At 43.4% G+C, this 12659-nt stretch carries 17 protein-coding genes; 12 read left to right on the top strand and 5 right to left on the bottom strand.

Annotated features, from left to right (window positions below; translation table 11 throughout):
* The first annotated feature begins 93 nt into the window (after positions 1 to 93).
* The 3 genes from QXT17_RS05370 to QXT17_RS05380 all read left to right on the top strand — a co-directional run bounded on the left by QXT17_RS05370 (position 94) and on the right by QXT17_RS05380 (position 2509).
* Positions 94 to 669 carry a transcription initiation factor IIB family protein gene (locus QXT17_RS05370; RefSeq protein ID WP_020962261.1) on the top strand — a complete coding sequence of 192 codons (576 nt, stop codon included), beginning with the start codon at positions 94 to 96 and terminating at the stop codon, positions 667 to 669.
* 146 nt (positions 670 to 815) lie between these two features.
* Positions 816 to 1760, top strand: coding sequence for a coiled-coil protein (locus QXT17_RS05375; RefSeq protein ID WP_020962260.1), 945 nt, complete (start codon positions 816 to 818; stop codon positions 1758 to 1760).
* 56 nt (positions 1761 to 1816) lie between these two features.
* Positions 1817 to 2509, top strand: coding sequence for an orotidine 5'-phosphate decarboxylase / HUMPS family protein (locus tag QXT17_RS05380; protein ID WP_020962259.1), 693 nt, complete (start codon positions 1817 to 1819; stop codon positions 2507 to 2509).
* Between the two features lie 10 nt (positions 2510 to 2519).
* Here QXT17_RS05380 and QXT17_RS05385 read toward each other — a convergent pair whose 3' ends face one another.
* Positions 2520 to 3305 carry an ATP/GTP-binding protein gene (locus QXT17_RS05385; protein WP_020962258.1) on the bottom strand — a complete coding sequence of 262 codons (786 nt, stop codon included), beginning with the start codon at positions 3303 to 3305 and terminating at the stop codon, positions 2520 to 2522.
* Between the two features lie 109 nt (positions 3306 to 3414).
* On the opposite strand from QXT17_RS05385, the gene QXT17_RS05390 reads away from it, so the two are divergent.
* Genes QXT17_RS05390 through QXT17_RS05405 form a run of 4 tightly spaced genes read left to right on the top strand, consistent with a single transcriptional unit; the run spans position 3415 to position 6469 of the window.
* Complete coding sequence (locus QXT17_RS05390) at positions 3415 to 3828, top strand: winged helix DNA-binding protein (protein WP_020962257.1); 414 nt, start codon at positions 3415 to 3417, stop codon at positions 3826 to 3828.
* Complete coding sequence (gene thpR, locus QXT17_RS05395) at positions 3821 to 4384, top strand: RNA 2',3'-cyclic phosphodiesterase (RefSeq protein WP_020962256.1); 564 nt, start codon at positions 3821 to 3823, stop codon at positions 4382 to 4384. Before QXT17_RS05390 ends, thpR begins: the two co-directional genes overlap by 8 nt.
* The gene (cca, locus tag QXT17_RS05400) at positions 4371 to 5741 is read left to right on the top strand and encodes a CCA tRNA nucleotidyltransferase (RefSeq protein ID WP_342784311.1); all 1371 of its coding nucleotides are present in this window, start codon (positions 4371 to 4373) and stop codon (positions 5739 to 5741) included. Before thpR ends, cca begins: the two co-directional genes overlap by 14 nt.
* Positions 5699 to 6469 carry a hypothetical protein gene (locus QXT17_RS05405; protein WP_342784309.1) on the top strand — a complete coding sequence of 257 codons (771 nt, stop codon included), beginning with the start codon at positions 5699 to 5701 and terminating at the stop codon, positions 6467 to 6469. The genes cca and QXT17_RS05405 overlap by 43 nt, the downstream gene beginning before the upstream one ends.
* A gap of 15 nt (positions 6470 to 6484) precedes the next feature.
* Here QXT17_RS05405 and QXT17_RS05410 read toward each other — a convergent pair whose 3' ends face one another.
* Positions 6485 to 6949: an Lrp/AsnC ligand binding domain-containing protein gene (locus QXT17_RS05410; RefSeq protein WP_342784308.1), complete on the bottom strand. Its 465-nt coding sequence runs from the start codon at positions 6947 to 6949 to the stop codon at positions 6485 to 6487.
* A gap of 122 nt (positions 6950 to 7071) precedes the next feature.
* On the opposite strand from QXT17_RS05410, the gene QXT17_RS05415 reads away from it, so the two are divergent.
* From QXT17_RS05415 to QXT17_RS05425, 3 genes are read left to right on the top strand one after another with little or no spacing between them, the layout of a single operon-like run.
* Positions 7072 to 7578 carry a class I SAM-dependent methyltransferase gene (locus QXT17_RS05415; RefSeq protein ID WP_342783791.1) on the top strand — a complete coding sequence of 169 codons (507 nt, stop codon included), beginning with the start codon at positions 7072 to 7074 and terminating at the stop codon, positions 7576 to 7578.
* Positions 7579 to 7624: 46 nt separating this feature from the next.
* Positions 7625 to 7915: an RpoL/Rpb11 RNA polymerase subunit family protein gene (locus QXT17_RS05420; RefSeq protein WP_187147050.1), complete on the top strand. Its 291-nt coding sequence runs from the start codon at positions 7625 to 7627 to the stop codon at positions 7913 to 7915.
* Positions 7912 to 8283 (top strand): ribonuclease III family protein, encoded by a 372-nt coding sequence (locus QXT17_RS05425; protein ID WP_020962250.1) that lies wholly within the window; start codon positions 7912 to 7914, stop codon positions 8281 to 8283. The genes QXT17_RS05420 and QXT17_RS05425 overlap by 4 nt, the downstream gene beginning before the upstream one ends.
* Before the next feature lie 12 nt (positions 8284 to 8295).
* Here QXT17_RS05425 and QXT17_RS05430 read toward each other — a convergent pair whose 3' ends face one another.
* A complete protein-coding gene (locus QXT17_RS05430) occupies positions 8296 to 8448 on the bottom strand; it encodes a 30S ribosomal protein S30e (RefSeq protein ID WP_273026666.1) in 153 nt (50 codons plus the stop codon).
* A gap of 153 nt (positions 8449 to 8601) precedes the next feature.
* Here QXT17_RS05430 and gatD point away from each other — a divergent pair, with 153 nt between their 5' ends.
* Positions 8602 to 9963, top strand: a complete 1362-nt coding sequence (gene gatD / locus QXT17_RS05435; RefSeq protein WP_342784307.1) for a Glu-tRNA(Gln) amidotransferase subunit GatD — start codon at positions 8602 to 8604, stop codon at positions 9961 to 9963.
* A gap of 6 nt (positions 9964 to 9969) precedes the next feature.
* Entirely contained in the window at positions 9970 to 11865 is a 1896-nt protein-coding gene (gene gatE / locus QXT17_RS05440) for a Glu-tRNA(Gln) amidotransferase subunit GatE (protein ID WP_342784306.1), read from the top strand.
* Here the strand turns inward: gatE and QXT17_RS05445 are convergent.
* Both QXT17_RS05445 and QXT17_RS05450 read right to left on the bottom strand, forming a co-directional pair.
* Positions 11852 to 12157, bottom strand: coding sequence for a signal recognition particle subunit SRP19/SEC65 family protein (locus QXT17_RS05445; protein ID WP_342783218.1), 306 nt, complete (start codon positions 12155 to 12157; stop codon positions 11852 to 11854). The genes gatE and QXT17_RS05445 overlap by 14 nt on opposite strands.
* A gap of 2 nt (positions 12158 to 12159) precedes the next feature.
* A complete protein-coding gene (locus QXT17_RS05450) occupies positions 12160 to 12546 on the bottom strand; it encodes a 30S ribosomal protein S8e (RefSeq protein ID WP_342783217.1) in 387 nt (128 codons plus the stop codon).
* Positions 12547 to 12659 lie beyond the last annotated feature (113 nt).

The raw sequence follows: 12659 nt of genomic DNA on the forward strand, positions 1-12659 counted from the left end.
CGTGGAATAGACACTACACCTCCGGAAATCGCAGAGAAACATCGTATCGCTCAAAGAATTACTAGAAGTGGAGTCTCACGCGAAGAAAATCTATTGTATCAAACAGAGGTAATTGCTAAGAAAGTCAATCTCCCCCAGTACATCATTGAAGAAGCAAAAGAAATCTTTACTAGGCTACACAAACAGGGAATTCTGAAAGGGAAAAACCACAAGGCCATAATCTCTTCAATCATCTACTTCGTTTCTGCTAATTCGGAAAACATAAATGTCTCTTTCAGGACGCTTGCAGAAATAACAGGTGTATCAGAGTCCAAGATAAGAAAAACCTATAGATACTTGCTGATGAATGGCTATCTCCAAAGCAAAAGGTCTTCATTGGCAAAGCCAAGCAAATATATTTCACAAATAATTTCCTCGCAAGAATTTTCTCAACAAAAATCTCGAATAAACCTCTCTCTCCTAGCACAATTCGCCGACGAACTGGGAAGTCTACTGCACGGAAAAAAGCCTAGAGGGATAGCGGCCGCGTCTGTATACATTTTTTCTACCATGCTTGATACGAAATTTCCTCAGTCAAAAATTTCAAAACAGGCAGGAGTTTCATCACTGACCTTGAGAAGAATAATAAAAGAAGTAAGCCAGAAATTCTGTGTCATAGTTGAAGTATAGACCTAATCTCCATTACATCATAAGATAAACAGCCCAAAAATTTTGATGATGCTTCGTTTAAAACTACGAACACTTTAAAGCAAAGATTTATAAGTGAAGCGGTTAAATCCACGAATTGCAAAACGACTACACAAGGCGCAGAACATATGTCTGCAGATACAGAATCCATCGAATCACTAAAACAACAACTGATCGACCTCAGGCAGAAATTACAGGAAGTCACAGGCAAAATGCAGGATGCCAGGGCAAAAAGGGACACAGCAAATAGCGAAGTAAAGAGGCTATCAGCCGAGCTGAGAACCCTACGTGAACAATATCAACAGCTAAAGCAACAGATCTCTACAGTTGCGGAACAGAAAAAGAGTCTATACGAGAAGCTTTCTAAGCTAAGGGAGGATAGAAAAGCAAAGACAGAAGAGCTCAACCGCCTCAGGGAGGAACTAAAACGCCTCAACGTTGAATACAAAAACTTGAGGAGCTTCATTGGCGCAAAAAGAATAGATGAAGACGAGCTTAGAAGCAGGATAGAACAGCTAGAATGGCAGTACCAGACAACCACTTTGCCGCCAGAAGTCGAAAAAATCGTAATTAACAAGATCCGTAGCCTCGAGTCAATCTATGTCAACGTCAAGCATCTGAATGAGCTCAGATCAAAAATAGACGAAATCAGAAACAAGATCCCTGCCCTCAAACAAGAAATACAACAGATAAATGAAGAGCTGAAAAACACGGTGGCAGAGTACTTGAAACTCAAGGAGTCAATGCAGAACTTGAAGCAGCAAAGAGAAGAACTCGTCAAAAAGATAATATCGCTCAGACAGGAACGTGACAGGATTAGGGAAGAAGCCAACCAGCACCACCAGCTCTACATCTCTTTGCTGAGCGAGGAGAGAGCCATTAGAGAAGAACTCGAAAGAGTATCCATCCTGTTAAAGGCAAAAGAGCTTGCCAGACACATCGATGAGAGGAGGAGGCTGCTACAAGGAAAGGCACTAGAGGCCTTCGAGAAATACCAGAAAGGCGAACCAATAACCCTCGAAGAGTACAAGCTCCTAGCAGAATTCAACCTACTAAATCTCAAGCAACAGTAGCCAGCTACCCAGCACAGCCAGCCAAAACTTTAAAACTATAGGGACATGCTTATTTCGTGTCGAGAAAATACAAGCTCCAGATAGCGATCGACTTAGTCGACGAAGAACCAGCCCTGCAAATTTCTTCACTGGTAAGTCAGGCATGCAAGCAAGGCTTGATTCCTGGAGAAAGAATAATTATAGAGGCTGGTACCCCCCTCATAAAAATGCTTGGGCTCAGGTTTCTCCCGAAACTTAAGCTAGCCTCTGGCAACTTACCAGTCCTCGCAGACCTAAAAACAGCGGACGTTGGAGAGCTCGAGGCCTCTCTAGCATACAGGAACGGGGCAGACATAGCATCTGTCCTTGCACGTGCCCCGCTTGCAACTGTAAAGTCTTTTCTTAAAACTAGCCTCGAATACGGCAAACAAGCAGGAGTAGACTTTATCGGTGTGCCTCTACAAGAGCTTAGAAGAGAAATAGAAAAAACTCTAAAGGTAGCAAAGGAGACTAATTTCCCAGAAAATAACCTTATTCTTTACCTACACAGAGGGATCGACGAGGAAACAGCAAACATAAACTTTTTCCAGGAGCTGGTAAGCATAGTGAAGACTGTTAGAGAGACCTACCCGGATGTTCAAATCGCGATTGCAGGCGGATTAACGCCCCAAACCATGAAACAAGTGTCTGTCCTAGATCCAGACATATATGTAGTGGGAAGGTACATTACACAGTCTCCGAGTATTGAAAAAGTTAAGGAGTTCTTCTAAATGTAGTTTTTTACTCTTCAAGCTCTTCTTTTTCGAAGTCCTCGCCGCCACGATATATTTGATGGAGGTAATAATAGACTTCTTCAAAATTTTCACTTAGCTTTGAAGAGACAGGTATGAACGGTACGATTTCCATATATTCAGACAGCATCCTTGCAATTTTTCTCGTGAAATCCTTGTCAACTGACTCTATGCCTTCCAGGGCATTTTCTAATGCATCTTTCTCGGAGACCCATTTCGCTATTTTTTCTCTTTCTTTCTGATCCAGGAGGTCGATTTTGTTAATGAGGGCTAAAAGGGGAACCCTGAAACGGTAGTAAACCGAAGACGAGAGAAAGATCTGCGACAAGAAGTCGTAGGGCTCCATGCAAATTGTTGCATCAATCAAAAATACTGCTGAGCACTTCCTATCCAAAGGACAAAGCTCCTTAATAATGTACCTTCCGCTCTGCCTATAAGCGAATATCTCCATTTGCCCCGGTGTGTCGACTAGGACATATCCCTCCGGTAGCTCGTTGACCTGGTCCGTGACTTTATCTAGATACTCAACTGCGAGATCAAGTGAAGCTATAATTGCACCATTCGGGCCAAGATCATATTTTTCCAATACATCACGCACAAATACAAATTCCCTAATATCTATGTCTGGGTCATATTCGAGCGATTCTACGGCCGGATCCATATTTATGGTGGATACAGGAACGTTCTGGGACAAAAGCCAGTCTTTAAAGCTTGATGTGAAAGTGCTCTTTCCAGAACCAGCTGGACCAATTATGAATACCAGCAAGTGTTGCATGCTTTCTACCCTAGGAGAATAATCATTTTTTCATAAATAAATTAGCTTTTAGCGCGCCAATCGAAGACAATATATTATTGTTCTTATCAAAATAAAGTAGGGGGATAGTGTGGCACCAACTACAAGAGCCTTCACCGAGGAAAAAGACATTGAAGAGCTAGAAGAAAGCTCGGTTCAATTTCAAGCTCTAGAGCGACGTATACTCGAGATACTGAGGGAAGCCGGAGACAACGGGATACTTCAAAGAGAAATATGGAAAAAACTCGACCTAGACAGTAGAAAGGGTTTAAAGATTCTTAGAAAGCTAGAAGCACAGGGCCTCCTAGTAAAAGAACAAGTGACGTATAAGGGGCGGAAAACCTATATTCTCAGGTTAGCGAGAAAACACGAGGAGATAAGGCTTCCAGATTTCTTGGACAATATACCATGTTTCTACTGTCCATACCTGCAAAAATGTGCATCTGGAGAAAGAGAAATATATTCGTGCCCAAAACTCCAAGAGTGGCTTGAGAAAGATGACTGAGCTCATCCGTAGCTTTATCGCGGTGAAAATTGAGGCCCCAGAAACCGTGGCACGCATAGGCATTCTCCAACAGGATCTACAAAAATCAGGCCTCCACGCCAAATTTGTGGAAACAGAAAACTTTCATCTCACCTTAAGATTTCTAGGCGAAATACCATTGACAACATTAGAAACAGTGAAAAATAGGCTTTCAGAAGTCAAGTTTCACCCGTTTAGGATTTCCCTGAAAGGCGTAGGCGCTTTTCCGGCAATGTCGAGGCCAAGGGTTCTCTGGATAGGAGTAGAGGAAGGAGCAGAAGATCTAGTATCACTGGCGAATCAAGTTAGAGGAAAACTTGCATCCATAAAGCTCCCAGAACCAGACGAGGATTTTCACCCACATCTTACCATTGCTAGACTCAAGGGACCTCTCAACGCTGAGGCTAGGAAAATAATTGACTCCTCTAAAGATTTATTATTCGGGACCCAAGAAATAAAGTATTTTGCGCTATATCAGAGTATCTTGACGCCTAGGGGTCCAATTTACAAGGAGCTAATGAGGTATGAGCTATCCTGAATGTCTAGAAAAAGTTGTTAAACAGATAGAGCCCTCCCCAGAGGAAAGGAAAAAGATAAGTCAATTGGCAGACAAAGTAAGGGTACTTGTACAGCAAAGTATTGGAGAAATAATTGGAGATGAAACAGTAAAGGCCGAGTATCATGGTTCTTATCGGCACGATACATGGCTTAGAGGCAAGGCAGACCTAGACCTCTTCGTCCTCTTTCCCAAAAGATACGCCCTCGAGGAAATGAGCCAGCTAGTAAAGAAGGTTGCCCACAGCGTTGCCGGAGATCTGAACGCGTACGTAGAGGAACGCTACGCATCGCATCCCTACTATACACTTGTACTACCAGATGGACAAGAGGTAGAATTGGTACCAGCCTATAGGGTTTCCTCCTCTCAAGAAGTCGCAACGCCTGTCGATAGGACCCAGCTACACACAGAGTACCTAGAGAGGGTTTTGTCAGAAAAACCGCACCTCAAGGCCGAAATCAGGCTCTTCAAGAAGCTCTTGATGAATCTAGACATCTACGGTGCCGAGCAAAGCGTACACGGGTTCTCGGGGTATCTCGCTGAAATTCTTGTCACATATTTTGGCGGTCTAGAGAATCTCCTCTTAGCAGCGGCGAATTGGAGGCCGGGAAGAATCTTCATTCCTCCATCTCCAGAGGCCAGAAAACTCTTCCAGGGCCAGCCAATAGTTGTAATCGACCCCGTCGACCATAAGCGTAATGCGGCGGCCTCGGTTAGCCAAGAAGCATTATCAAAACTTATTCTGATAGGAAAACTATTTTCAGAAAACAAAGACATTATGTGTTGCCTGCTGGATCCTCCAAACCTTAGAGTTACACTCGAGGAGCTCGTCTCGGTTCTTAACTCCTATGACGTCCTTGTAGCTATGGCGGCAAAGTATCCAAAGCTTCCTGAAGACGCACTGCTTGCAAAGCTTCAAAGGATAGCTAGAAAATCCTCAAGTGCAATGGAAAGCTACGGCTTTAGAGTCCTTAGAACACACGTGACAAAGATAAATGGGTCTCCGGCAATATTGTTCTTTTTTGAACACATGGTGCAGTCTCCTATTTATCTGCACATGGGTCCACCCGTCTGGCACCCGAACAGTGTCGAATTCGTCAAAAAATGGGCTTCAAGACATATCGCTCCAATAATAATCGAAGGAAGAGTAGCAGTATTGAGGAAGAGAATACCACTTGACCCTCGAGACTATTTGTTAAAAGTTCTAAAGAGCTACCCTGGATTCTCGTGGGAGATAAATAAACTGAGAGATATTGTTTCGTATCTTCCGCAGGAATACTATGTCGAGGTTTACCGATGGGTTACCGGTGTCGAGAACTGGACAATGTGTATACAATAAACGAGTTCAGCACTGTCCTGTGCTACCCTTCTAGAGAACTTACATGTGCTATAAGACGATGTGTAGAGCTAGGCTTGCTGGGAATACGAACCCTTTGCCTCGGAGGGGGAAGTGAAGTCTATGGAAAAAGAATAGTTGGGAAAGGGACAACGGCTCTCGTTGTTAAAGGCTTTCTTAGGGGCGAACCTGTGGCCGTAAAAATTAGGAGAACAGATGCTAATCGGTTCTCACTTCTGCACGAGGCCAAGATTCTAGAAAAAATCAAGGGAACAAACATTGGGCCTGAATTGTTAGCGTCATCCAGAAACTTCTTGGTATGGAGATTTATAGAGGGGCTTGACTTTGCCGACTGGTTGCAAGGTATAAATTCCCGAGAAGAATTACAAGAGACATTCCATAAGATTCTCTATAAGCTTTACCTCTTAGACACTATTGGCATAGCTCATAACGAACTGTCGAGACCATTTAACCATGTAATTATAGATCCGAGGAAGAGGGAGCCCTACATTATTGATTTTGAATCTGCCTCTGTTTCTTCTAGGAGATCAAACCTTGCGCAATTCATGGGATATTTTCTAGGCGAGTGGTCCCATTTACCAGAAAAGCTCTCGAAGAATCTAATGCTAGACTCCAGCAAGATCCAGAAAATCAGGTTTCTGCTTAGGGAATACAAAAATGAAAGAGAAATGAGACTGGTTGAAGAGATAAATGAAGTCCTGTTTTCTTGAAGCAAATTTGAGGCACTACTTTAATGTCTCGATAACCACGTAGGTTTTTGTTTCTCTTACGCCGTCGATCGAATTGATTTTGTCTAGAACTTCGTCCAGCATAGGCTGTGACACTTGTAAAATGACGTCTATGTCGCCTGTTACTCTGTAGATTTTGTCGACGGGTAGTTCTTTGATGGCCTCGTATGCTGGTAGCCTTTTGGGTGGATCGAGCTTTACAAAGATGAAAGCGTCTCCCCTCTGTTTGCCTATGATTGGCAACACGTTTTCTGTTAGGTCTATGAATCCTCTTCCTGTTCGTATGTAGCCTAGCTCCTTCAGTTTCCTTAAATGTATATTTAGCGCTTGGCGGGATATTCCAATGTCCTGTGAGATTTTTAGCTGTGTGTCAGTGACTGTAAATACTCTCATTGGCTTGCTTTTCTTGAAGAGATGCTTTATCAGTTCGATTTGTTTTTCTGTCAGGCTCGTATGAATCACGTTGTAATAAATGTAAAGATAAATATATACTTTTGTTCATTTATTCAAGACGGAAAATCATCATACAATGACATTGCTTGCCAAAGAAAAATGATAAATTGCTGAACTAATGTTTTTTGACTATGTCAACTATCGTCCCCTATGTGCCGAGCCCCTATGAGGTCATAAAGAAAGCATTGGAGATCGCTGGTCTAAAGCATGGCGAACTCTTTCTGGACCCTGGATGTGGAGATGGGCGTTCCCTCATAATTGCTGCAAGAGATTTTGGGGCAAGAGCTGTGGGTATAGAGATTAGGAAAGACCTGCTTGAACGCGCCTACAAAAATGTTATTGAAGCAGGGGTATCCGATAACGTACTAATCGTAAATGGGAGCTTTTTTGATGTGACTTTTCCTCCAGCAGACGTAGTTTTCCTATATCTTCTGACAAGTGTAAACGAGAAACTAAAACCGAAACTGAAAAAGGAGCTAAAACCCGAGACAAGAATAGTGTCACATGATTTCCAGATAACGGGATGGAAGCCTGTAAAAATACTAGAGGTAAATGAGGGTGGAAGGTCACACACAATCTACTACTATATTGTCGGTGAGAGTTCACGCGAGGAAGAAAAACAATCAGTAAAGATATAATAAAATTAATAGCAGACCCTCAAAACATGCACAAGAGGTGTTAATAGTGAGTGCTACCCAAAAAACAGCAATATATGTAGAGAAATATACGCAGAATTTCCTTGAACTAAAAATTGAGGGAGAAGGTCACACACTCCTAAATCTTATCGTAGACGAGTTAAACAGCATACCAAATGTCGAAGCAGCATATAGGGTTGAACATCCTTTGCTGAAGACTGCACGACTAATGATTAGGACCAGTGGGTCCAAGTCTCCTCTTGACGCTTTTCGAGAAGCAACAGAAAATATAAAGAACAAGCTCGAGGAACTAAAGAAGCAGGTAGCCCAGCATAAATGAGTCTTGTAGGTTCCCCCGCGAACTTCAAAAAGATACTTTCAAACAAGAAGCTAGCTCTTCTTGGCGACGCAATTGTTAACTTTATAGCTTCAGCGGCACTATCACTGCAGAAAGGTGCAACTGGGATAAAAGTTTCGGGAAAGATCCTCCAAAGTGTCTATAGCTTGTCTATCCTTGCGACGTTAGACATAGAGGGGATTGATAAGGGCGAAGCCGTGGAAGCTTTTCTAGCTTATGCATGGCTAAACAACATGTTCACGTGCGAGGATGGGGTAAAAGTTGTATACGGATCACTTAAAAAGGGGAAAAACTTAGACGAAGCTCTCGCTGGGTTAATCGATAAAGTATTCAAAGAACATTTGACCTGAATCAAGTATTTCTTATTGATTTGCAGACTGTGCGTAAAGTATCCTTCTTTTATAGTTCCTGAAGTTCCTTCTTCTTGGAATGAGGTTCTTCTTGGGTTTCGGTGGAATCTTTGGAGTTGCATTTCTAACTTTACCAGCCTTAGTCAAGCTTCCGTGGGACGGCATATTGATCCGATGCATGTATGGGTAAAAACGTATATAAAGCTTATGGCCGGAAAGCGTCCCAGCAAAAAGAAAGTGCCGTGTTTTATGGTGACCTATCCTAAAGGCGAAATAAATGATTTTTTATAGTTCATTTTCAAGTAGAATGCGAGATCTATGGAAGCTCTGAGTGGCTATGGTCCTAAGGTTAAAGAACTCTTATCAAGTGTAGGCGCGTCTACTTTTGACCGCGTAAAACTGTCTCTTACAAACGGGCAGACCCTCGAAGGGCTAGTGATGCCTCGCCCCTCCTTCGGAGACCCAGATGTTATTGTTGTAAAGCTTGATAATGGCTATAATATTGGGATTTCTGCTGAGAGAATATCTTCCATTACGTTGGTAGAGAAATTTAGCGGCAAGGCTCAGCCAACATCAAAAGAGGCCTTATATCCTGGCGGAGAAACTCCACGCGGGGAAAGAGTGCACTTTCTTAGTACGGGTGGAACAATCGCTTCTAGGGTTGACTATGTTACAGGCGCTGTCTACCCATATTTTACCGCAGAAGAGCTCTACTCAATGATACCTGAACTTAGGGAGATAGCAAATATCACTACGAAGACGGTCTATAGCATCTTCAGCGAGAACATGACTCCGCGTCACTGGAGCCAGCTTGCCCAAGAAATCGAAAAAGTATTCAGAGACGAGCCCGACGTGAAGGGGATAGTTGTGGCACATGGCACCGATACTCTACACTATACTGCAGCCGCAATGGCATTCGCTATACAAAAGGCTCCGGGCCCAGTAGTCTTTGTTGGAGCACAGAGGTCTTCAGACAGGCCTTCCAGTGATGCGGCTCTCAACGCAATTGGAGCAACAATAGCCGCAATCAAAGCCCCCTTTGCGGAATCCGTCATAGCGATGCATGCAACTACAAGCGACGACTTAATTCTTGTACACAGGGGTGTGAGGGCCCGTAAGATGCATACAAGCAGACGTGATGCTTTTATGAGTATCAATGCAGTTCCTCTTGCAGAGATTAATCCATACACGAGAGAGCTAAAGCTCAAGACTGACAAGTACAAGGGAAGAGAAAAAGCTGTAGAAGCCTATCCCAGATTCAGCGACAAGGTCGCGTTAGTCAAGTTCTATCCAGGAATGACTCCTGACATTTTTAGTTTCTTCTCTGAGAGGGGCTATAAAGCCCTAGTTATTGAAGGCACAGGTCTGGGACACATAAATGAAGGGCTTATAGGTGCCGTTAGAGACATTGTACAGCAAGGTGTATTTGTTGCAATGACCTCCCAGTGCTTATGGGGGCGGGTTAACCTGAACGTTTATCGAACTGGTGTTGAGTTGTTGAAGGCGGGCATCGTGCCAGCCGAGGACATGACCCCTGAAACAGCATATGTCAAGCTTAGCTGGATTTTTGGGCAGACGGACGACTTAGACGAGGCAAAGAGGCTTTTCCAGACAAATATTGCTTTTGAGTTTGACAAGAGGACCGGGTTTGAAAATTATCCTGGAGCCTATCGCGGGTGATGCAAAATGCAAGGCGTGAAGATAAAATGTGGGTTAGAGATACACCAGATGCTAGACACGGTTGAAAAGCTTTTCTGCTCTTGTCCAACGAGGCTGACCCAGGATCCGCCTCATTTCGTGTTTACGAGGAGGCTCAGGCTCGCTAAGAGTGAAATTGGAGAAATAGACCCAGCGGTCTTGTTTGAATACGAGAAGGGGCTTGCCTATAGATATGAGTGTCACAGGGATAACGTGTGTCTAGTAGAGATGGACGAGGAGCCTCCCCACAACATGAACAGTGAGGCACTTGAGCTGGCGCTGAAATTCTCTTTAATGATTGGAGCTAGCATCGTAGATGAAGTACACGTTATGAGGAAAATAGTTATCGACGGCTCGAATGTCTCGGGTTTCCAGAGAACGTCTCTGATAAGCCTAGGTGGGTCTATTGATGTTAATGGAAAGAAGATTGGTATTCAGACTGTTTGCTTGGAAGAGGATGCGGCCAGGAAAACCGAGGAGAAACATGAGGGGTATGTTAGCTACAGATTGGATCGTCTAGGTATCCCTCTCATAGAAGTGGCCACGGCTCCAGACATAGAGTCTCCAGAAGAGGCACGGGAAGTCGCGCTACGTATAGGATTACTGTTGAGGGCTTTGGGGAAGGTTAAGCGGGGTCTAGGAACGATTAGGCAGGATCTCAACATCTCTGTGGAGGGAGGTGCAAGGATAGAAATTAAAGGTGTACAATACCTAGACCTCATACCTAAAATAGTTGAATTGGAAATTCAAAGGCAACTATCGTTGCTCGATATAAGAGATGAGCTCAAAAGAAGAAATGTCAAAGAAGAAGACCTCGTCTTTGAGCCTGTCGACGTCACAGATATACTAAGAAGTTCACAGTCAAAAGTAGTAAAGAAGGCTCTCGATTCTGGAGGCGTAGCTTTGGCCCTTAAACTTAAGGGGTTTGGAGGTTTACTGGGCAGAGAAATCCAGCCAGGACGCAGGCTTGGAACAGAACTAGCCGACAGGGCTAGATATTGGGGCGGAGTTGGGGGACTATTTCACAGCGATGAGCTACCAGGATACGGGATAACCAAGGACGAAGTTGAAAAAATAAAGACCAGGCTAGGAGTCGAGGCGAATGACGCCTTTATACTAATTGTGGATTCACGCGAAAAAGTAATGAGGGCATTAAAAGCTGCATATGAGAGGGCAAAAGAGGCATTAGAAGGTGTCCCAGAGGAAACACGTGCGGCGAATCTTGATGGAACCACAAAGTTTATGCGTCCACGGCCTGGAAGCGCTAGAATGTATCCAGAGACCGACATACGACCAATCAGGATAACTCCAGAATACCTAGAAGAGTTGAGGAAAAACCTGCCAGAGCCCCCAGAAAAGACACTTGAAAGATTAATGAAAGAATATAGCTTGCCAAAAGATATGGCGTTCCAGCTTTTCAGCCAGCAACAAATATACTTTTTCGAAGAAGCTGTTAAGACAACTGGCCTGGCACCGCAGCTCATAGCTACAACATTGACGAACACCATTGTAAGTCTCCGGCGAGACAATATACCAGTAGAAAACCTAACAGAAGAACACTTACTCGCCACATTTAAGGCTGTAGCAGATGGTAAAATAGCAAAAGAGGCAATACCAGTTGTTTTAACGGAATTTGCAAAGAATCCTGATGCATCTCTCGAAGAAGTTTTAAAAAGAGCTGGGCTAGAAAGGCTTACTATTGAAGAGCTAAGAGAAATAGTCAGGAAAGTAATCCAGGAGAACAGAGAAGACGTTTCGCAAAAGGGAGAAAAAAGCTTTGGAAAACTGATGGGAATAGTGATGGAAAGAGTTAGAGGCCGAATAGACGGAGCAGTGGTAGCGCAGGTTCTCCGAGAAGAACTTAAGAAGGCTATCTCTTCTTAGAGCGTGCTTTTTCTTCCCTAATTTTTTTAAGGTGCAACGCAATAGTCTTTATCACGGCGTTTTTCTTCATTTGTGCTTTTACTATCAACCTGCCTCTCGAGTCAAACCAGAAACCAGGATGCTTGGCTTCTGGGTCGACAATTACCGTGAATCCAGCCTTTACTGCCGCGTCCTTTATTTCTTCTATTGTTGGTTTATCGACAGAGAGAGATTTAGAGACGCGTCTCCATTTTCTGGGCTTTGAAGAGTCAAAATATTCCGGCCAGATAATATATCCTTCTCTTTTTCTCATTTCTATTCAACGAGAACCGCGTTTAAGACCCCGTCCTGGCCAGGTCTGGAGGTAATCACAGCTTTTCCAATTTCTGTCTGGACTATTGCTCCCTTGGTTATTATGCCCCTTCTAGCCAAGTCTTTGTTTGAGGGATTGTCAATGAACTTGGTAATCTTCGTTTTTACTGTTTTCTTTTCTTTCGGAATATACACATTTACCTCCATAGCTTGTTTTACTTTGGCTTTGTATGTCTCACCAGTTGCTTTTACAACTTTAATCTCGTTTTTCTGTCCGATAGTTGTGAGTATAGGATATCCCCCTGTCAAGGCTTTTCTCTTCTTCTTTGCAGTTCTCCCCTTTAGTCCTCCTGTTATTTTTCTTAAATCGTTACCGTGGTATATACCCATACCTCTACCCTTTTTCCAATTCAAAAACTGAAAATATAAATATTTTCAGGTGTTTCCAGTATCAACTGGTAGGGGAAACCAAGAGTTTCCTGTTTCGTAGCATAAGCTTTCCT

This window comes from Thermofilum sp. (genome assembly GCF_038871435.1).
Lineage (GTDB): Archaea > Thermoproteota > Thermoprotei > Thermofilales > Thermofilaceae > Thermofilum > Thermofilum adornatum.